Here is a 20637-nt window from a genome sequence, read left to right as displayed (position 1 = left end):
GTCGACGACCCGGCCTCGGCCGAGCTCGTCGACGCCCCCGTGCTCTTCCCCGAGGGCGGAAACACCGGCACCTCCGGCTGCCACGACATCACGGTCTTCCCGAGCAGGGACATCGCCGCGGGCGCGTGCATGGGCGACGGCATCCTGATGGACATCTCGGACCCGGCCGCCCCGGTCGTGACCGAGGTCGTGCAGGACACCAACTTCGCGTTCTGGCACTCGGCGACGTTCACCAACGACGGCAGGAACGTGGTCTTCACCGACGAGCTCGGCGGAGGCGGGGCCCCCACCTGCACCGAGGAGATCGGCCCGGAGCGCGGCGCCGACGCCGTCTACTCCCTCGACGGTGACGGAGCCGAAGCCGACCTGTCGTTCCAGAGCTACTTCAAGATCGACCGCCACCAGGGCGGGGAGGTCTGCGTCGCCCACAACGGCTCGTTGATCCCGGTGCCCGGGCAGGACTTCTTCGTGCAGTCCTGGTACACGGGCGGAGTCTCGGTCATCGACTTCAACGACGCGGCGAACCCCGAGGAGATCGGCTACTTCGACATCGACTCCCGTGTCGAGGACGGCGTCCAGGACAACGACAGCTGGTCCGCGTACTACTACAACGGCTACGTCTACTCCTCCGACATCGAGCGGGGCATCGACGTGCTGAAGCTGGACGACCCGCGCCTGCGGGCCGCCGAGCGCGTGCGCATGGACGAGTTCAACCCGCAGTCCCAGCCCGAGTACAGGCCCGGGCGGGGCTGACCGGTCCGGACGGGGAGGAGGCTCCCTGGGCGGGGGCGGTGCCCGGCACCGCCCCCGTTCCGCGTCCGGGGGACCCGGCCGGATCCCCCGGACGCGTCAGCCGAACAGCCGGTCGGTGGGGGCGTCCACCGCCTCCAGGACGCGGCCGGTGAAGTACACCGTGCCCAGGGCCAGGACCCGGCGGCCGAGCGCCGCCAGGGCCGCCGCGGTCAGGTCTGCGGCGTCCATGCGGCCCCAGTGCGGGGGCAGGGCGTGCTCGAAGCGCAAGTGGGCCTCGGGCAGGCGCACGGCCGTCACGGGCAGGCCGCCCAGGACCTCCACGGCGCCGGAGACGTCCTTGTGGTCCGGCAGGCACAGCAGCACGTGGTCCACCCCGCCCCACAGGCCGCGCGCGTGGGCCAGGGCCGCCGCGACGCCGACGCGGTCGATGGCCGAGTCCACCACCACCTCCGCGTCCGGGGCCTCCCCGCCGGGCGCCCTCCCCGCCGGGAGCGGCACAGTGTGCCGGGACAGCCGCCCCGGGAGGCGGACGGTCGCCAGAACGCCGTGCAGGGTCCTCCGGTCCGGTCCCGGGATCCCGAGGTGCTCCAGCATCCGCGCGGCGGCGGCCGCGCCCAGGACCCCGGAGGCCGCCGACAGGCCCGGCGGCCGCAGCGCGGGCGGCGGCTCCGTCCCCTCCGCCTCCGGATCGACGACCTCGGCCCCCACCCTCCCACCGGTCGCGTCGGCCAGCGCCGCGTCGATCTCGGCGGCCACCTCGGGGGTCTGCGGAAGACGCACCAGGGCCCGGGTCCGCTCCCCGGCGACCAGGGTCTTCTCCCGGGCGATCTCGACCACGTCGGCGCCGAGGACGCCCACGTGCTCGGCGAAGACCTTCCCGAGCGCGACGACCTCCGGGCCCGCCAGGCGCAGCTCGTCGCGGCGCCCGCCCATACCGGCCTCGAGGACGCACACGTCGGCGCCCGCCTCCCGCGCACGCAGGAGCCCGGCGACCAGGAACAGGCCGCTCGGCGCCAGGTAGCCCCCCGACTCCTCCACCGTCGGCAGGTCACGGCGCGCGGCGTCGATCCGCGCGCCCAGGGCGTCCAGGACCGCGTCGTCCACCGACGTCCCGTCCACCCGCACGCGTTCGCGGTAGGAGCGGAAGCTCGGCCCCGTCACCAGGACGGTGCGCAGGCCGGCCGCCGACAGGGCGGCCGCCGCCGTCGTCGCTGTACTGCCCTTGCCCTTGGAGCCGACGACCCCCAGCACGGGGGTGCGGTCGGCGTCCAGGCCGAGGGCGGCCAGGAGCGCCGAGGCGCGTCCCAGGCTGCGTGTCTGTCCGGGGCGGCGTTCCGCCCACTCGGTGAAGAAGGGGTCAAGGCTCGGCATCCCCCAAGTATGGTCTGTGCGACATCGGCCGCCGGACCCCTCACCCGGAGTCCGGGCCCAGGTGGGGGCGCGTACACTGGCGCGGGTGTACACCCCGACCACTGAGACACCGTGAGCGGCGTGAGCGCCGAGCAGCGCTACGCCGAGGTGACCGCCGAGATCCTCTCCCGCGCACCCGAGTCCGACATCGATCCCCGCCTGGACCGCGTCCGCACCCTGCTGGATCTGCTGGGTGACCCCCATCGCAACTTCCGGGTCATCCACGTCACGGGGACGAACGGCAAGACGTCCACCGCGCGCATGATCGACGCGCTCATGCGCGCCAGGGGCCTGCGCGTGGGCCGCTACACCAGCCCGCACCTGCGCACCGTGCGCGAGCGCATCGTCGTCGACGGGGAGCCCGTCTCCCAGGAGCGGTTCGTCGAGACCTACGACGACATCCGCCCCTACATCGACATGGCCGACGAGATGAACGACGCGCCCCTGTCGTTCTTCGAGATCCTCACCGTGATGGCCTACGCGGCCTTCGCGGACAGCCCCGTGGACGTCGCCGTGGTCGAGGTGGGCATGGGCGGCCGCTGGGACGCCACCAACGTCGTCGACGGCGACGTGGCCGTGGTGACCCCGATCGGCATCGACCACACCGACTACCTGCCCGACACCCTGCACGGCATCGCCGAGGAGAAGTCCGGCATCATCAAGCCCGGCTCCGTGGCGGTCCTGGCCCAGCAGCCGGTGTCCGCGGCGGAGGTCCTCCTCCGCAACGCCGCCGAGGTGGGGGCCCAGGTGGCCCGCGAGGGGCTGGAGTTCGGCGTCACCTCCCGCGAGGTGGCCGTCGGCGGCCAGCAGCTCGCCCTCAAGGGCCTCACCCGGGACTACGAGGACCTGTTCCTCCCCCTGTTCGGCGCCCACCAGGCGGGGAACGCGGCCGTGGCCGTCGCCGCCGTGGAGGCGTTCGCGTCCGCGGGGGAGGACGCCGAGGGGCTCGACCCGGCGATGGTCGCCGAGGCCCTGGCCGGAGTGGACTCCCCGGGGCGCATGGAGGTCGTGCGCACCAGCCCGACCGTCATCGCCGACGCGGCGCACAACCCCGCCGGGATGACCGCCACCGCGGCCGCAGTGGGGGAGGCCTTCAGCTTCTCCCGCCTGGTGGGCGTCGTCGCGATCATGGCCGACAAGGACGTCGAGGGGATCCTCGACCCCCTCGAACCACTGCTTGACGAGATCGTCGTCACCCGTAACTCCTCACCGCGTTCCCTCGGACCGGAGCAGTTGGGCGACCTCGCCCGACAGGTCTTCGGGGACGACCGTGTGCACGTGGTTCCCCGACTCGACGACGCCATCGACCGGGCCGTCGGCCTGGCCGAGGAGGGCGGAGAGCTCGGCGGTACCGGTGTGCTGGTCACCGGGTCGGTCGTCACCGCGGGTGACACCGTCCACCTGCTGCGCGGTTCCGGCGAGTGACGGGCGGGGCGACACACTACGAAGGGAACCCGCTGTGCGCGTAGTCTGCGCCGTCGTCCTGCTGTTCGAGGCCATCGTGATCGGCCTCTTCATCCCCGTCGCCATCTCCCTGGAGGGGATGGAGCCGGCCACAGCCGCGAGCCTGTGGGGCGGCATGGCCGCCGTCGCCCTGGTGCTCTCCGGCCTCCAGAAGCGCACCTGGGCGCACTACGCCGCCTGGGCGCTGCAGGCCGCGTTCCTGTTCACCTCCTTCCTGGTGTCCGGGGCGATGCTCATCGCGGTCGTGTTCGTGTCCCTGTGGGTGACCGGAGTGGTCATGGGCCGCCGCACCGACGAGATGAAGGCCGCGCACGCGGCCCGCGCCGAGGCCGAGGCGGCCGCCTCCGGGGACGGGGGCGGGGAGGGTTCGGCGACCACCGCGTCGCCGCGGCAAACGCGATAGTGTGACGCACGTCCGGACAGGCGGCCGGTCCCCTCGGGAGGGTTCTCCCCCTTCGCGGCCCCGCTTCCGTGACCCACCACCCGAACCTCCGCGTGCGGCCTACGCCGTGGGCGATCGCCCACGCGCCACGCGGAGCCCCAGTGAGGAGTTGACACGCACGTGGAGCGCACTCTCGTTCTCATCAAGCCGGACGGCGTCCGCCGCAGCATCGTCGGCGAGGTCATCTCGCGCATCGAGCGCAAGGGCCTGAAGCTCGCCGCGATGGAGCTGCGCACGCTCGACGCCGAGACCGCCCGGACGCACTACGAGGAGCACGCGGAGCGCCCGTTCTTCGGCTCCCTCGTGGAGTTCATCACCGGCGGTCCCCTGGTCGCCCTGGTGGTCGAGGGCGAGCGCGCCGTGGAGGCCTTCCGGGCCCTGGCCGGCGCCACCGACCCGGTGACCGCCGCGCCCGGCACCGTCCGCGGCGACTTCGCGCTGGAGGTCCAGCAGAACATCGTGCACGGTTCGGACTCCACCTACTCGGCGGAGCGCGAGATCAAGCTGTTCTTCCCCGACCTGTAGGGGCCGGGCGGCCGCGGACCCTACGGCATGGGGTCCGCGGCCCGGTAGTCGACTTCTCATGGTTCGTCCGGTGACGAGGCATCAATTCGGTGTGTTTGCGTAACGGAGTAAGTGCTGACCGTTACGATGCGGGGGACTGAATACCTATCGTGCCGGAACGACTACGTATGGTCGCCCCGTGCAACCACGTCCGACACGGCGCCTCTGAGGACGTTACATGCCGAACAACCTTGCTTTTCTCGGCCGGGACATGGCCGTCGACCTGGGAACCGCCAACACGCTCGTGTACGTGCGCGGACGCGGCATCGTTCTGAACGAACCATCGGTGGTCGCACTCAACACGTCCACGGGAAAGATCGTCGCGGTCGGCATCGAGGCCAAGCAGATGATCGGCCGAACGCCGAACAACATCACCGCCATCCGCCCCCTCAAGGACGGCGTCATCGCCGACTTCGAGATCACCGAGCGGATGCTGCGCTACTTCATCCAGAAGATCCACCGGCGACGCCACTTCGCGAAACCGCGCATCATCGTCGCGGTCCCCAGCGGCATCACCTCGGTCGAGCACCGCGCCGTCAAGGAGGCGGGCTACCAGGCGGGCGCCCGCAGGGTCTACATCATCGAGGAGCCCATGGCCGCCGCCATCGGCGCCGGGCTTCCCGTGCACGAGCCCACGGGCAACATGGTCGTGGACATCGGCGGCGGCACCACCGAGGTGGCCGTCATCTCCATGGGCGGCATCGTCACCTCGCAGTCCATCCGCGTCGGCGGGGACGAGCTGGACCAGGCGATCATGACCTTCGTCAAGAAGGAGTACTCCCTGATGATCGGGGAGCGCACCGCCGAGGAGCTCAAGATCGCCATCGGCTCCGCCTACCCGACCGGACCCGAGGAGCTCCACGCCGAGGTGCGCGGACGCGACCTCGTCAGCGGGCTCCCCAAGACCGTCGTGCTCTCCGAGGGCGACGTCCGCCAGGCCATCGAGGAACCCGTCACCGCCATCGTCGACGCGGTCCGCACCAGCCTCGACAAGTGCCCCCCGGAGCTGTCCGGCGACATCATGGACCGGGGCGTGGCCGTGACCGGGGGCGGAGCACTGCTGCGCGGCCTGGACGACCGGCTCCTGCACGAGACGGGCATGCCCATCCACGTCGCCGAGAACGCGCTCGACTCCGTCGCGGTCGGATCCGGCACCTGCGTCGAGAACTACGAGAGGCTGCACCAGGTCCTCGTCCCGGAACGGCGGCGATGACATGCTCCGCGACTCACCGAGGTCCCGGCTGGTCCTCGCCCTGCTGGTCGCGGCGGCCGTGGTCCTGCTCGTCCTGGACGCCCGGCCCGGCGCCGATCCCGTGACCTCCGTGGCCCGGGCGGGAGGCGAACTCGTGTTCGCCCCCGCCGCGGCCGGGGTCGGCTGGGCCGCCGCGCCCGCGGTCACCCTCTACGACGGCCTGCGCGAGGGGCCCCGGGCCGCCGCGCGCGTCGCCGAGCTGGAGGAGGCCAACGCCGCGCTGGAGGCCGAGCTCCAGGCCGCCCGCATCGACCGCAACCGGTCCGACCAGCTCGACGACCTCCTGCACCTGTCCGGCCTCGGCGCCTACGAGGTGGTCCCCGCCCAGGCGGTCACCCGGTCCACCGCACGCGGTTACGCGCACACGGTCACCATCGACACCGGCACGGAGTCCGGTGTCCGCCCGGACATGACCGTCGTCAACGGATCCGGCCTGGTGGGGCGCGTGGTCGAGGCCGGCCCCCGCACCGCCACCGTCATGCTCGCCACCGACGTCAAGTCGGCCGTCGGGGCCCGCCTGGAATCCACCCGCAAGATCGGCGTGGTCAACGGCGGCTCCGTCCCGGGCGGACCCGAGGCCGACCTCACCCTGGAGCTGTTCGACATGGAGGCGCCGGTGGAGGCCGGCGACCGGATCGTGACGCTCGGATCCCACGAGGGCGCGCCCTTCGTCCCCGGAGTGCCCATCGGCACCGTCGACGAGGTGCAGGTCGCGCCGGGAGCGCTCAGCCGCATCGCCCGCCTCACCCCGGCCGTGGACTTCGCGTCCCTGGACGTGGTGGGCGTCGTCGTGGCGGGTCCCGACGACGACCCGCGGGACTCGGTGCTGCCGCCCAAGCCGAAGAAGCCCGAGAAGTCCGAGAAGCCCGAGGGAGAGCAGTGATGAGGTCCGCAGCGACCCTGGTCATGGTGGCCGCCGCCGTCCTCGCCCAGGCCACGATCGTCAACCGGCTCCCGTTCGCGTGGGGCCCCGGCCCCGATCTGGTGGTCGCGGCCGTCGTCGCGGTCGCCCTGACCACCAGCCCGGCCGCCGCGGCCGCGTGCGGTTTCGGTGCGGGCCTGGCCATGGACCTGCTGCCGCCCGCCGAGCACGCCGTCGGCCGCTACGCCCTCGTGCTGTGCCTGGCCGCCTACCTCGTCGCCCTGCTGCGCCGCAACACCGGGGCCCCGGGCGCGGTGGGTTCGCGCACCTCCGGCTGGGCGGCCGTCGGCGCCACCGCCGCCACCGCGCTGGGGGTGGGGGCCGGATACGCGGCCGTCGGCCTCCTCATGGGCGACCAGCACATGACCCCGGCGGCCGTCGGGACCGGCGTCGGGGTGGGCGCGGCCCTCACGGTGCTCGTCGCACCGCTGGTCACCCTCCCCGTCCTGTGGGTGCGCGAGACACTCGCGGACAGCGAGTTCGCCACCGTCCAGGGCCCCATGGCCCCGGGAGGGTGGTGAGCCGTGCGCAAGCCGCCGTTCGACCCGACGCTCCCGGGGCCCAGGCTCGGCCGTGCCGGTCTGATCACCGCCCAGGTCCTGGTCCTGGTCCTGTTCGCCGTGCTGACCGCGCGCCTGTGGTACCTCCAGGTGCCCATGTCCGACCACTACCGCGACCTCGCGGTGGCCAACCACCACCAGCAGCTGATCGTCCCCGCGACGCGGGGACAGATCCTCGACGCCACCGGTAGGCCCCTGGTCAACAACCGGACCGAGCTGGTGGTCTCGGCCGACTACCACGAGCTCATGGGCATGGAGGACTCCGGCGAGAAGGTCCTGACCGACCTGTCCGAGGTCCTCGACGTCCCGGTGCGCGAGCTCCAGCAGCGCATGCGCCTGTGCGGACCCGAGGTTGAGCGCCCCTGCTGGCCGGGCTCGCCCTACCAGCCGGTCACGCTCGCCGAGGACGTGGAGCCCTCGATCGCCCTCCAGATCATGGAGAGCGCCGACGACTTCCCCGGTGTCACCGCCCAGGCGCACGCCGTCCGCGAGTACCCCTACGGCGCGCACGCCGGACAGATCCTCGGCTACCTGCAGCCCGTCACCCAGGAGGAACTGGACGCCCGGGAGGAGCTGCGGACGCAGTTCACCGGTATCGACCAGGTGGGACGCGACGGCCTGGAAGCGGTCTACGACGCCGAGCTGCGGGGGACCGCGGGCCTGCGGACACTGGGGGTGAACAACCACGGCGAGGTGATGGACGTGATCTCCGACCGCCTGCCCGTGGCCGGCTCGCACCTGGTCACCCACCTCGACGTCGGCGTGCAGAAGATCGCCGAGGAGGCTCTGAAGGAGGGGATGGAGGCCGCCCGGCCCAGGTACAGGGCGGACTCCGGCGCCGCGATCGTCATGGACGTGCGCAACGGCGGCATCGTCGCGATGGCCAGCCTCCCGACCTACGACCCCGGCGTCTGGCAGGGCGGCATCGACCAGGAGACCTTCGACGAGATGCTCAGCGAGGAGGCGGGCGAGCCCATGCTCTCCCGCGCCGTGCAGGGCCAGTACCCGCCAGGGTCCACGTTCAAGATCTCGTCCCTGTCGGCCGCGGTGGAGAACGGCTTCTCGCTGCGCAGCACCTACGCCTGCCCCGGCTCGGTCAACATCGCCGGCCAGAACTACCAGAACTACGCGGGCGGCGGCCACGGGGCGCTGTCGCTGCACCAGGCCATCGTGGTCTCCTGCAACACCATCTTCTACAACTTCGGCTACCAGCTGTGGCTCAAGGACGGCGGGCTCAGGCCCGAGGGCGAGCCGACCGAGGCCATGGCCACCATGGCTCGGGGCTACGGCTTCGGGGCGCCGACCGGCATCGACCTGCCGTACGAGACCGGCGGCCGCATCCCCGACCGCGAGTGGAAGCGCACCTTCTGGGCGCAGACCCGGGAGAACAACTGCTACCGGGGCGAGCACGGCTACCCGGAGGTCGCCGAGACCAACCCGTCGCACGCCTCCTACCTCAAGCGCCTCGCCCACGAGCAGTGCGTGGAGGGCTTCGAGTGGCGTGCGGGCGAGGCGGTGAACTTCGCGATCGGCCAGGGCGACGTCCTGGTCAGCCCGTTGCAGCTGACCCGGGCCTACGCCGCCATCGCGAACGGGGGCACGCTGTACGAGCCCCGCGTGGCCAAGGCGCTGGTCGCCGCGGACGGCAGCTCCGTCGAGGAGATCGAACCGGTCGTGGCCGGGCGGGTCCCCGTCAAGGACGAGACGATCGAGTACCTCCAGAAGGCGCTCACCGAGGTCACCAAGTCCGGTACCGGCCGCGGAGCCTTCGCGGAGTTCCCGCAGGACGACGTGTCCATCGCGGGCAAGACCGGCAGCGCCGACGCGCAGGAGCGCCAGGTGTCGTCCTGGTTCGCCTCCTACGCGCCGGCCGACGACCCGCAGTTCGCGGTGGTCGTCTTCGTCTCCCAGGGCGGAACGGGCGGTGAGACGTCCGCGCCCATCGCCCGCAAGATCTACGAGGGCATCTACGGGTTCTCCGGGAAGAAGGACAAGGACGACGACTCCGGCGGCGGCGAGCCCGCGCTCCCGGGCGGCAAGCCCTACTCGGAGCTGCCCGTGGTGCGTTCCGACGGTTCCATCGAAGTGTTGGATCGGTAGGCCATGAGCACACACACGGGCGCGCCGCTGTCGGGCCGCCGGACCGGCTTCGGCTCCGGCGCCGTCATGGCGGCCGGGGCGGCGCGCCGCCTGGACTGGGTCCTGATCGTCTCGGTGGCGGTGCTCTGCGCCATCGGCTCACTGCTGGTGTGGTCGGCGACCCTGCCCGGCGACGGCGGGGACCCGATGGACTCCACCGGCCACCTCCGCCGCCACCTGGCCCACCTGGCGGTGGCGTGGGTGGCGTGCCTGGTCGTCGCCTCGGTGGACTTCCGGACCGTGCGGGCGTACGCGCCCATCGTCTACGTGGCCACGGCGGTCGCCCTGGTCCTCGTGCTCACCCCGCTGGGTGCGGTGATCAACGGGTCGCGCGGGTGGATCGTGGTCGGGGCGTTCCAGTTCCAGCCGAGCGAGCTGGCCAAGGTCGGGCTCGTCCTGGTCCTGGCCACGCTCCTGGGCGAGCCGCGCGACGGCGAGAGCAGGCCGATGACCAGGGACGTCCTGTTCTGCCTGCTGGTCCTGGCGGTGCCGCTGGCCCTGGTGATGCTCCAGCCCGACCTGGGCACGACGCTGGTCCTCGGGGCGATCTTCCTGGGGATGCTCACGCTCTCGGGCGCGCCGTTCGTCTGGGTGGCCGGCATGCTCGCGTGCGGCGTCGCCGCGGTGTTCTGCGTGTTCTGGTTCGACCTCCTGGAGCCCTACCAGCTGGACCGCCTCGCCACCCTGGTGGACCCGTCCGCGGACCCGCAGGGCGCCGGGTACAACTCCAACCAGGCGCTCATCGCGGTGGGCTCGGGCGGGTTCAACGGGACCGGGCTGTTCCAGGGGGAGCAGACGCACGGCAGGTTCGTGCCGGAGCAGCACACCGACTTCATCTTCACGGTCGCCGGGGAGGAGCTGGGGTTCGCGGGGGCGGCCCTGGTCATCGCGCTGTTCGCCGTGGTCCTCTGGCGGATCCTGCGGATCGCCCTGGGATGCGACCAGCCCTACCCCCGCCTGCTGTGCGTGGGGGTGGCGGCGTGGTTCGGCTTCCAGACCTTCATCAACATCGGCATGGGGCTGGGGGTCATGCCCGTGACCGGCCTGCCGCTGCCGTTCGTGTCCTACGGCGGCACCGCGATCATGGCGAACATGCTGGGGCTGGGCCTGGTGCTGGGGATCAACTCCCGGGACCGGGGGTTCGAGTAGCGGTCGCGCGGCCCGCGACCGGGGCCCGGGGAGGGGCCGCCCTCGCCGGGCCCCGCCCGTCCCGGCCGGCGGCGCACCCCGCGGGCGTCCCGGCGGGCCCCTCGGGGAACGCCGACCGGCCCTGTGGACGACCCGGGCCGGAGCCCTCCGGGCCGGTAGCCTGGGAACCTCCGGGCGGTCGCGCTCCAGCGGCTCCGCCGCCCGCTCCCGCCCCGGCGGGGGACAACACGCGTTCTGACACGATGTCCGCCGAACGAAGGCCCGCACCATGTCCGTCGAAAGCCTGTTTCCGCGCCTGGAACCCCTCCTGACCAAGGTGGGCAAGCCCATCCAGTACGTCGGGGGCGAACTCAACTCCGTGGTCAAGGAGTGGGACGGGACCAGGGTCCGCTGGGCCCTCATGTATCCGGACGCCTACGAGGTGGGCGTGCCCAACCAGGGCGTGCAGATCCTGTACGAGGTCCTCAACGAGCGCGAGGGGGTGCTCGCCGAGCGCGCCTACGCGGTGTGGCCGGACCTGGAGGAGCTGATGCGCGAGCACGGCGTCCCGCACTTCACCGTGGACGCCCACCGGCCGCTGGCCGCCTTCGACGTGCTCGGGATCAGCTTCGCCAGCGAGATGGGCTACACCAACATGCTCACCGCGCTGGACCTGGCCGGGATTCCGCTGCGCTCCCGCGACCGCACCGACGACCACCCGATCGTGCTCGCCGGGGGGCACGCGGCGTTCAACCCCGAGCCGATCGCCGACTTCCTGGACGCGGTGGTCCTGGGCGACGGGGAGGAGATCAGCCTCGCCGTCACCGAGACCGTCCGCGCCTTCAAGGACGAGGGCCGGCCGGGCGGGCGCGACGGGCTGCTGCTGCGGCTGGCCGCGTCCGGCGGCGTGTACGTACCGCGCTTCTTCGACGTGGCCTACCACGGGGACGGGCGGATCGCCTCGTACACGCCCAACCGGCCCGGGGTCCCCGGCACGGTCCAGAAGCACACCGTGATGGACCTGGACGGGTGGCCCTACCCCAAGAGGCCGATCGTGCCCACGGCGGAGTCCGTGCACGAGCGGTACAGCGTGGAGATCTTCCGCGGCTGCACGCGGGGCTGCAGGTTCTGCCAGGCCGGGATGATCACGCGGCCGGTGCGCGAGCGCAGCCGGGAGACCGTCACGAGCATGGTCGAGGAGGGCGTGGCCGCGTCCGGGTTCCAGGAGGTGGGGCTCCTGTCGCTCTCCAGCGCCGACCACAGCGAGATCGGCGACATCGCCAAGGGGCTCGCGGACCGGTACGAGGGCACCAACACGGGCCTGTCCCTGCCCTCCACGAGGGTCGACGCGTTCAACATCGACCTCGCCAACGAGCTGACCCGCAACGGGCGCAGGTCGGGGCTGACCTTCGCGCCCGAGGGCGGCAGCGAGCGGATGCGCCGGGTGATCAACAAGATGGTCACCGAGGAGGACCTGATCCGGACCGTCACCGCCGCGTACGCGGCCGGGTGGCGGCAGGTGAAGCTGTACTTCATGTGCGGTCTGCCCACCGAGGAGGACGAGGACGTCCTCGCCATCGCCGACCTCGCGGCAGAGGTCATCCGGACCGGCCGGGAGGTGACCGGGCGCAAGGACATCCGGTGCACGGTCTCCATCGGCGGGTTCGTGCCCAAGCCCCAGACGCCCTTCCAATGGGCAGCCCAGACGCCGCACGAGGTCGTGGACGCACGGCTGCGCAAGCTGCGCGACGCGCTGCGGGGCGACCGCAGGTACGGCAAGTCCATCGGTCTGCGCTACCACGAGGGCCGCCCGTCCGTGGTGGAGGGCCTGCTGTCCCGGGGCGACCGCCGGGTGGGCCGGGTCATCGAGGAGGTGTGGCGCTCCGGAGGCCGGTTCGACGGCTGGAGCGAGCACTTCTCGTACGAGCGCTGGGAGCGGGCGGCCGTAACCGGACTGGCCGGCCTCCCGGTGGACCTCGACTGGTTCACGACCCGCGAGCGCGACGAGGAGGAGGTCCTGCCCTGGGACCACCTGGACGCGGGCCTCGACCGGTCGTGGCTGTGGCAGGACTGGCAGGACTCCCTGCACGGAGAGGAGTCGCTGGAGGTCGACGACTGCCGGTGGTCCCCCTGCTACGACTGTGGGGTCTGTCCGAGTATGGGCACCGAGATCCAGATCAACGCGCCGGCCGAGGGGCGCCCCCTGCTCCCGCTGACCGTCGAGTAGCCGCGTGCTCCGCCGCCGGCCGGGAGGACCCGGCTAGAGTCGGGACGACTGTCCCGGTTGCCGTGGCGGCGCCGGGACGGGCATCCCGTTGGTCGACGGCCCGTGCGCGGGCCCTGGGGGCGACAGTGCGAGCCGACGCGAGACGCAACCGCGAGAAGGTCCTGCGCGCGGCCTTCGAGGCCTTCGCCTCCGAGGGGCTGTCCGTCACCGTCCACGAGATCGCCCGGCGCGCCGGCGTGGGGGCCGGAACCGTCAGCAGGCACTTCCCCACCAAGGAGTCCCTCTACGGGGCCATCGTGCTCAGCCGGATGGAGCGCCTCGTGGGCGCGGCGAGGGCCTTCGCACAGGAGGAGGCGCCGGGCGACGCCCTCGCCTCCTTCTTCGCGTTCGTGGTCGACGAGGGGGCACTCGACCACGGGCTCGGCGAGGCGCTCCGGGGCGGCGGGTTCGACGTCGCCGCCGCGGTCCGCGGCACCGGCCACGACGTGGTGGCGGCGCTCGGCGAACTCCTCGCCGCGGCGCAGGAGGCGGGGGAGGTCCGCGACGACGTGGACGCCGCCGACGTCAAGGCGCTGATGGAGGGGTGCATGACCAGGGAGCGCGGGGGGACCGACGAGGCCGCGCGGCGCCGCACCGTGGCCGTGGTGCTGGCGGGGCTGCGTCCGCCCGCCTGACCGCCGTACCGGGCACGCCCCCGGGAACGGGGGAACCCCTGCTCCGCCGGGGGACGGCGGAGAACAGGGGTGCTCATGGCGCGGGAGGGCGGGGTCGCTCACAGTGGTGTCAGGGCTACAGGAGTAGGATTCGCGCTCCGGGCGCTCTCTCGACCCTGTGGAGGGGAGTGGCCCGGGGAGAAGGTGTACGGCCCGGCGCCCCGCTCGCGCCGGGCCGTACGAGTAATAAGACTCGCGGGGTGCGCGGGGGGTTGCCATCTCCAGAAGATTTTCTTCGGATTTTTTTTCGGCGGCTCCGCGTTCAGGTGGTGAACACCGGTTCAGTGTCCGCTCCGAGACCTCGGGGACTTTTCGACCGCAGGTCAGTGGGGGAGATACCGGTATGCGTAGTCCTGCTGGCGCATGTGCACCACGGCGCACCGTACGCTGAGCAGGACGAGGAACAGCCCCTTCGAGGTCGCTCCGCCGACCACACCTGGGGGCATGAGGAAAGGAGTTGAGCTGCCCCCCGCACCCGAGGGCACCACCTCACCCTCCACCGCCAAGCCGGGACAGCGGCTTCGTGTCCGCTACGCCAAACGCGGGCGCATGAGGTTCGCGAGTCACCGCGACATCGCCCGGGCGTTGGAACGGGCCCTGCGCAGGGCCTCCGTGCCCATGGCGTTCTCCGCCGGCTTCTCGCCTCACCCCAAGGTCTCCTACACGGGAGCGGCCCCCACCGGGGTCGCCAGCGAGGCGGAGTACCTTGAACTCGTCCTGGCCGAGGCACGCGAACCCGAACGGGTCCGAGCCGACATCGACGCCGCGATGCCCGAGGGCATCGACGTGGTCGAGGTCGTCGAGGCCCGGCAGTCCGGGCTCGCGGATCGGCTCCAGGCCTCCGCTTGGCAGGTGGAGATGGACGGCGTCGACCCCGATGACGCCGCCAGGGCGGTGGCCGCCTACGCGGCCGCCGACAGTGTCGAGGTGGAGCGGATGACGAAGAAGGGTCGTCGCCGCTTCGACACACGACCGGCAGTGGTTCGTATCGACGTGTGCAGCGGATCCCACGGGCGCGTCCCAGGGGAACACGACACGGCATATGCCATACTTCGGATGGTTGTACGGCACACGACACCTGCTGTCCGACCAGACGACGTGCTGACCGGACTCCTCCGAGTGGCCGACCTCGCGCCGCCGTCATCACCCGTGATGACCCGGCTGGCGCAGGGGCCGCTGGACGAGGCGACAGGCGCGATCGCGGACCCGCTCACCGAGGACCGGCCCGAAGCTCTCACGAGCCCCGGACCCGCGAACGACAACGCGGACGAGCGGCGCGACGACGCACCACGGCCGTCAACGCCCATGGACGGGACCGCGCGGATGTGCGGCCCCGAAGCGGGGAACATGGGCGAAACCACAGGACTTCGCCCCGACGGCACCCCGGTGCCGTCGGCGGTGACACAGCGACGACAGTTCTCGTGAGCCGCGCCGGCGACCGAAAGGCCGCAGCGCGCCCGAGGACTTTGACGGGAGACCGCCCGGATGCTCGACAACGAGCCCAACGACGGTGCCGAGAGCACCGCGGGTACAACTGAAGCAAGCGCTCGCAAGGCGGCGCCCCCCGGCGGGGGAGGTGAGGTGCGTGTGACCACGCCGGCGCCGGTACGCGGCGTCCGCCGCGCGGCCGGACCGCCCCCGGAGCCGGACGACGTCTTCACCCCGCCCTCGATGCCCGTCACCTCGCTCGCCGGTTCCGGCGAGGGGGGCACGGTCAAGACGGCGGTGTCCACCACCGCCCGCAGGCGCACCGTGCGCGCCGCGGGCCGTCCCGACGAGGACCCGGCCCCGCGCCGCAGCCGCACCCGCGCCACCGCGGACACGGAGCCCGCGACCGCGCGGACCGCGGCCGAGGACTCCGCCGAGCGCGGCGACAAGGCCGCCGACACCCCTGACACCGCGGGGCCCGCCCGGACCCGCGGCCGGTCCCGTGCGCGCACGCGCGCGTCCGAGGCCGCCGAGACGCCCGAGGCGATCCCCGCCGAGGAGGACGAGGAGACCGCCGAGCAGGGTGGCGGCAGCGTCTTCCAGGCGCCCGCCATGCTGTTCCAGCCGCCGGTGGCCAGTGCCTCCCCGGCGCCCGTCGCCGACCCCTCCGCGGAAGAGGACGACGAGGACGAGGACGACGAGGAGGCCGAGGACACGGCCGACCGGTCCTCCGACGCCGAGGAGACCGGCGACCCCTCCGACGACCGTCCGAGCCGCCGTCGCCGCCGCCGGGGCGGCCGCGGCCGCGGCCGGTCCCGCTCCGGCGACGAGGCCGAGGGCGAGGCCCCCGAGCCCGCCGCGGAGAAGCCCGAGCGGCGCAGGAGCCGCGCGGCCGAGGTCGAGGCCGCCGACACCGCCGAGGACGACAACGACGTCGACGCCGAGTCCGACGAGGACACGGGGGAGGACGGCGAACGCGGCAGCAGCCGCCGTCGCCGCCGCCGTCGGCGCCGGTCCGGCGGGGGCTCGGGCGGCGAGACCACCGCCGACGACCCGCCCAACACCGTGGTCCGGGTGCGCGAGCCGCGCGCCGAGAAGCCGATCGAGGACGAGGTCCAGTCCGTCCGCGGCTCCACGCGGCTGGAGGCCAAGAAGCAGCGCCGCCGCGAGGGCCGCGAGCAGGGCCGCCGCCGCGCCCCGATCGTCACCGAGTCGGAGTTCCTGGCCCGCCGCGAGGCGGTCAAGCGCGACCTCGTCGTCCGCCGTACCGGCGACCGCACCCAGATCGCCGTCCTGGAGGACGACATCCTGGTCGAGCACTACGTCGACCGGGCCACCCACCGCTCCTACGTCGGCAACGTCTACCTGGGCCGCGTCCAGAACGTGCTGCCGTCCATGGAGGCCGCGTTCGTCGACATCGGCAAGGGCCGCAACGCCGTCCTGTACGCGGGCGAGGTCAACTGGGACTCGTTCGGCCTGGACGGCCAGCCCAAGCGCATCGAGTCGGTGCTCAAGTCCGGCCAGTCGGTCCTGGTGCAGGTCACCAAGGACCCGGTCGGCCACAAGGGCGCCCGCCTGACCAGCCAGATCAGCCTGCCCGGCCGCTACCTCGTGTACGTGCCCGGCGGTTCCATGACGGGCATCAGCCGCAAGCTCCCCGACAAGGAGCGCGCCCGCCTCAAGCAGATCCTCAAGAAGGTCATGCCGTCCGGCGCCGGGGTGATCGTGCGCACCGCGGCCGAGGGGGCCAGCGAGGAGGAGCTGGAGCGCGACATCACGCGCCTGGCCAAGCAGTGGGACTCGATCAAGCGCAAGTCCAAGTCGGCCAACGCGCCGTCGCTGCTCAACAGCGAGCCGGACCTCACCGTCCGGGTCGTGCGCGACGTCTTCAACGAGGACTTCTCCAGCCTGGTCGTCTCCGGCGAGGAGGCCTGGACCACCGTCCACGAGTACGTGGACTACGTGGCGCCCAACCTCGCCGAACGGCTCTCGCACTGGTCCGAGGACCGCGACGTCTTCTCCGCCTACCGCATCGACGAGCAGATCAACAAGGCCCTCGAGCGCAAGGTCTGGCTGCCCAGCGGCGGTTCCCTGGTCATCGACCGGACCGAGGCCATGACCGTGGTCGACGTCAACACCGGCAAGTTCACCGGCCAGGGCGGCAACCTGGAGGAGACGGTCACCAAGAACAACCTGGAGGCGGCGGAGGAGATCGTCCGCCAGCTCCGGTTGCGCGACATCGGCGGCATCATCGTCATCGACTTCATCGACATGGTGCTGGAGTCCAACCGCGACCTGGTGCTGCGCCGCATGCTGGAGTGCCTGTCGCGCGACCGCACCAAGCACCAGGTGGCGGAGGTCACCTCGCTGGGCCTGGTGCAGATGACCCGCAAGCGGGTCGGCCAGGGCCTTCTGGAGGCGTTCTCGCACACGTGCGAGCACTGCAGCGGGCGCGGTCTGGTGCTGTCCGGCGACCTCCTGGAGAAGGGCGCCGGCGCGGGTGGAAACGGCGGCGGGCGCAAGAAGAAGAAGGGCAAGGGCGACACCGACCAGCCCGCCGAGAAGGCGGAGAAGGCGGAGAAGCCCTCCGACGAGGGCGAGGGCGACGACGCGGCCGGGCAGGCCGAGCCGGAGCAGGAGCCCGAGCGGACCGCCGACGCCCCCGAGGCCGAGGCCGACAAGCCCGAGCAGGCCGAGGAGCAGGAGCAGGCCGAGCCCGCCAAGAAGACCCGCAAGCGCGCCACCCGCTCCCGCAAGGCCGCGGACGCGGCGGACGCCGGGCAGGCGGACACCGGCTCGGCGGCCCAGGCGGAGGACGGGGCGGACTCCGCGCCCGCCCCCGCCGCGGACGCCGAGCCCGAGAAGGCCCCGGCGAAGAGGACCCGCACCCGGCGCACCGGAACCAAGGCCGCCCGCGCGGCGGCCGACAAGGGTGAGGCCGCGGTGCAGGACGGCGGTGGGGCGGACGCCGCAGGCGACGCCGACACCGCCGTCGGCGAGACGCCCGCCCCGGCGGAGAACGGCGACGAGGAGGCCGCGGAGCGGCCCAAGCGGCGCCGCACCCGGCGGGCCAAGACGGCGGCGGCCCCGCCGTCCGCCGTGGACGCGGGCTGACCGAGGCGGTACATACCGGCCGTGGTCCGGACGGGGGAGACCCCGTCCGAACCACGGCACGTGTGCAGGCCTGTAGCGGGCCGATGGTAATCTGATGGACGGTGCGTCGGCGCGTTCCACCACAATCGCGCGCCCCGACACCGAAGTGCTCTCCACGCAGGGTTTGTTTCCCTCAGATCCCCGCGCCCCGCTACAGGCGATCAGTGGATCGTGGAACGAGGCTTCTCCCCAACCACATGGGGGCGATCCTCCCGGCTGGCCTGGGCACAGGTACAGCCGGACCCGGACCCCGGAACTCACGTCTCGGGGATGGTCCCGAGCATTATTCGTTGAGCGAGCAGGAAGAGAGTTACCCGGTGTACGCGATCGTGCGAGCGGGCGGCCGACAGGAGAAGGTGTCTGTCGATGACGTCCTGAACATCGACAAGGTCTCCGATGAGACCGGTGCCACCATCACGTGGCAGCCCATCCTGGTCGTTGACGACGGCAACGTCATCAGCGACGCGGACAAGCTGAGCGGCTACTCGGTCACCGCCGAGATCCTCGGTGAGACCAAGGGCCCCAAGATCAACATCCTGAAGTACAAGAACAAGACCGGTTACAAGAAGCGCCAGGGGCACCGCCAGAAGCACACCCAGGTGCGCGTCACCGGCATCGCGGCGAAGTAGGAGGCCTGGAGAAATGGCACATAAGAAGGGCGCTTCGTCCAGCCGTAACGGTCGTGACTCGAATGCCCAGCGCCTCGGCGTGAAGCGTTTCGGCGGTCAGTCCGTCTCGGCCGGCGAGATCCTCATCCGTCAGCGCGGCACCAAGTTCCACCCCGGCGCCAACGTCGGCCGCGGTGGCGACGACACGCTGTTCGCTCTGGTCGCCGGGCAGGTCAAGTTCGGCAACTTCCGCGGCCGCAAGGCCGTGAACATCGTCCCTGTCGCCGCCGAGTAGGTTCGCGCACGGACGTTGTGGTTTCGAGGCGGGCCAGGGAACACTGGCCCGCCTCTCGCGTTGTCACTGAGTGACACGCGTGTTCCACCAGGTCACCCGTACGGGGACCGACAAGCAACGGGGAGAGCTATGCCTGACTTCGTCGACGAGGCGGTCTTGCACGTCAAGGCCGGGAACGGCGGGCATGGCTGCGCCTCCGTGCACCGTGAGAAGTTCAAGCCTCTGGGCGGCCCGGACGGCGGCAACGGCGGCCGGGGCGGCGACATCGTCCTGGAGGTCGACGCGCAGGCCGCCACCCTGCTGGACTACCAGCGCCGCCCGCACCGCAACGCCCAGAACGGCACGCCCGGCCAGGGCGGGCACCGGTCCGGGGCCAACGGGGACGACCTGGTCCTCACCGTCCCCGACGGCACGGTGGTCACCCGCGCGGACGGCGAGTTCATCGCCGACCTCGTGGGACACGGCACCCGCCTGGTCCTCGCCCAGGGGGGCCACGGCGGCCTGGGCAACGCCTCGCTGGCCTCCAAGAAGCGCAAGGCGCCCGGCTTCGCCCTCAAGGGCGAGGAGGGCGAGGCCTTCGACGTGCGCCTGGAGATGAAGACCATCGCCGACGTCGGCCTGGTGGGCTTCCCCAGCGCCGGCAAGTCGTCGCTGATCGCCGCCATGTCGGCGGCCCGGCCCAAGATCGCCGACTACCCCTTCACCACGCTCGTCCCCAACCTGGGAGTGGTGGAGGCGGGCACGACCCAGTACGTGATCGCCGACGTGCCCGGGCTCATCCCCGGGGCGAGCGACGGCAAGGGCCTGGGCCTGGAGTTCCTGCGCCACATCGAGCGGTGCTCGACCCTCCTGCACGTCCTGGACTGCGCCACCTACGAGCCGGGCCGAGACCCCGTGAGCGACCTCGACGCCCTGGAGGCGGAGCTGTCCGCCTACGGCGAGCGCGCCGGGGTGGACCTGTCCGACCGGCCGCGCATCGTCGCCCTGAACAAGGTCGACGTGCCCGAGGCCCGCGAGCTCGCCGAGCTCGTCACCCCGATGCTCGTCGAGCGCGGGTACAAGGTGATGGAGGTCTCCGCCGCCTCCCGTGAGGGCCTGCGCGAGCTGTCCTTCGCCCTGGGCGAGCAGGTCGCGGCCGCACGCGGGGCCGCCCCCGCCGCCGAGCCCACCCGGATCGTGATCCGTCCCAAGATGATCGGGGACACCCCCTTCGAGGTGGTGCCGCTGGGCAACAACGCCTTCCAGGTGCGCGGGGACAAGCCCGCCCGTTGGGTGGCCCAGACGGACTTCAGCAACGACGAGGCGGTCGGCTACCTGGCCGAACGGCTCAACCGCCTCGGCATCGAGGAGCAGCTGGCCAAGGCCGGGGCCACCGAGGGCGCCGAGGTGCACATCGGCACCGAGGAGGACTCCGTGGTCTTCGACTGGGACCCGTCCATGGACGCCGAGGTCGTCCCGTCCGGCCCGCGCGGAAGCGACGCCCGGCTGGGCTGACCCGCGCGGGGACCGACGGCCCGGCCGAACAGGAACGTGCGCGGCGCCCGACCCGGGCGCCGCGCCCTGGATGGAAAGCCCCACA

Annotated in this window: 18 protein-coding genes; 16 read left to right on the top strand and 2 right to left on the bottom strand. The window is 72.3% G+C overall.

Annotation, left to right across the window (positions count from 1 at the left end; translation table 11 throughout):
• Positions 1–753 (top strand): LVIVD repeat-containing protein (locus ACFQBR_RS12535; RefSeq protein WP_378553319.1); only part of this gene is annotated, 753 nt, incomplete at its 5' end.
• A gap of 96 nt (positions 754–849) precedes the next feature.
• Here ACFQBR_RS12535 and ACFQBR_RS12530 read toward each other — a convergent pair.
• Positions 850–2124, bottom strand: coding sequence for a hypothetical protein (locus ACFQBR_RS12530; RefSeq protein ID WP_344183066.1), 1275 nt, complete (start codon positions 2122–2124; stop codon positions 850–852).
• A gap of 111 nt (positions 2125–2235) precedes the next feature.
• Here ACFQBR_RS12530 and ACFQBR_RS12525 point away from each other — a divergent pair, with 111 nt between their 5' ends.
• From ACFQBR_RS12525 to ACFQBR_RS12480, 10 genes are all read left to right on the top strand, one after another.
• Positions 2236–3588, top strand: coding sequence for a bifunctional folylpolyglutamate synthase/dihydrofolate synthase (locus ACFQBR_RS12525; RefSeq protein ID WP_344183064.1), 1353 nt, complete (start codon positions 2236–2238; stop codon positions 3586–3588).
• A 34-nt stretch (positions 3589–3622) separates the two neighbouring features.
• Entirely contained in the window at positions 3623–4030 is a 408-nt protein-coding gene (locus ACFQBR_RS12520; RefSeq protein ID WP_267948598.1) for a DUF4233 domain-containing protein, read from the top strand.
• Positions 4031–4189: 159 nt separating this feature from the next.
• Positions 4190–4594, top strand: a complete 405-nt coding sequence (gene ndk, locus ACFQBR_RS12515) for a nucleoside-diphosphate kinase (RefSeq protein ID WP_267948599.1) — start codon at positions 4190–4192, stop codon at positions 4592–4594.
• A gap of 217 nt (positions 4595–4811) precedes the next feature.
• Positions 4812–5846: a rod shape-determining protein gene (locus ACFQBR_RS12510; protein ID WP_267948600.1), complete on the top strand. Its 1035-nt coding sequence runs from the start codon at positions 4812–4814 to the stop codon at positions 5844–5846.
• A 1-nt stretch (position 5847) separates the two neighbouring features.
• Positions 5848–6768: a rod shape-determining protein MreC gene (mreC, locus tag ACFQBR_RS12505; RefSeq protein ID WP_267948601.1), complete on the top strand. Its 921-nt coding sequence runs from the start codon at positions 5848–5850 to the stop codon at positions 6766–6768.
• Positions 6768–7328, top strand: coding sequence for a rod shape-determining protein MreD (gene mreD, locus ACFQBR_RS12500; protein WP_267948602.1), 561 nt, complete (start codon positions 6768–6770; stop codon positions 7326–7328). The genes mreC and mreD overlap by 1 nt, the downstream gene beginning before the upstream one ends.
• Positions 7329–7331: 3 nt before the next feature.
• Complete coding sequence (mrdA, locus tag ACFQBR_RS12495) at positions 7332–9467, top strand: penicillin-binding protein 2 (RefSeq protein ID WP_344183060.1); 2136 nt, start codon at positions 7332–7334, stop codon at positions 9465–9467.
• Between the two features lie 3 nt (positions 9468–9470).
• Positions 9471–10655: a rod shape-determining protein RodA gene (rodA, locus tag ACFQBR_RS12490; RefSeq protein WP_378553311.1), complete on the top strand. Its 1185-nt coding sequence runs from the start codon at positions 9471–9473 to the stop codon at positions 10653–10655.
• A gap of 268 nt (positions 10656–10923) precedes the next feature.
• Positions 10924–12861 carry a TIGR03960 family B12-binding radical SAM protein gene (locus ACFQBR_RS12485; RefSeq protein ID WP_344183058.1) on the top strand — a complete coding sequence of 646 codons (1938 nt, stop codon included), beginning with the start codon at positions 10924–10926 and terminating at the stop codon, positions 12859–12861.
• 125 nt (positions 12862–12986) lie between these two features.
• Positions 12987–13535, top strand: a complete 549-nt coding sequence (locus ACFQBR_RS12480; RefSeq protein WP_267948605.1) for a TetR/AcrR family transcriptional regulator — start codon at positions 12987–12989, stop codon at positions 13533–13535.
• A 362-nt stretch (positions 13536–13897) separates the two neighbouring features.
• On the opposite strand, the gene ACFQBR_RS12475 is transcribed toward ACFQBR_RS12480, so the two are convergent.
• A complete protein-coding gene (locus tag ACFQBR_RS12475; protein ID WP_344183056.1) occupies positions 13898–14020 on the bottom strand; it encodes a hypothetical protein in 123 nt (40 codons plus the stop codon).
• Between the two features lie 103 nt (positions 14021–14123).
• Here ACFQBR_RS12475 and ACFQBR_RS12470 point away from each other — a divergent pair, with 103 nt between their 5' ends.
• The 5 genes from ACFQBR_RS12470 to obgE all read left to right on the top strand — a co-directional run bounded on the left by ACFQBR_RS12470 (position 14124) and on the right by obgE (position 20552).
• Entirely contained in the window at positions 14124–14999 is an 876-nt protein-coding gene (locus tag ACFQBR_RS12470; RefSeq protein WP_344183074.1) for a TIGR03936 family radical SAM-associated protein, read from the top strand.
• Between the two features lie 60 nt (positions 15000–15059).
• Positions 15060–18116: an Rne/Rng family ribonuclease gene (locus ACFQBR_RS12465; protein ID WP_378553306.1), complete on the top strand. Its 3057-nt coding sequence runs from the start codon at positions 15060–15062 to the stop codon at positions 18114–18116.
• A gap of 356 nt (positions 18117–18472) precedes the next feature.
• Entirely contained in the window at positions 18473–18784 is a 312-nt protein-coding gene (gene rplU, locus ACFQBR_RS12460; RefSeq protein ID WP_267950280.1) for a 50S ribosomal protein L21, read from the top strand.
• A gap of 13 nt (positions 18785–18797) precedes the next feature.
• Complete coding sequence (gene rpmA, locus ACFQBR_RS12455) at positions 18798–19058, top strand: 50S ribosomal protein L27 (RefSeq protein WP_150253013.1); 261 nt, start codon at positions 18798–18800, stop codon at positions 19056–19058.
• 129 nt (positions 19059–19187) lie between these two features.
• Positions 19188–20552: a GTPase ObgE gene (gene obgE / locus ACFQBR_RS12450; protein WP_344183051.1), complete on the top strand. Its 1365-nt coding sequence runs from the start codon at positions 19188–19190 to the stop codon at positions 20550–20552.
• Positions 20553–20637: the final 85 nt, after the last annotated feature.

The sequence above is a fragment of the Nocardiopsis tropica genome, from assembly GCF_042660575.1.
In the GTDB taxonomy this organism is placed as follows: Bacteria; Actinomycetota; Actinomycetes; order Streptosporangiales; family Streptosporangiaceae; genus Nocardiopsis; species Nocardiopsis tropica.
The sequence above is the reverse complement of the archived record's forward strand: the minus strand, read 5'-3'. Positions and strand labels throughout refer to the sequence as shown.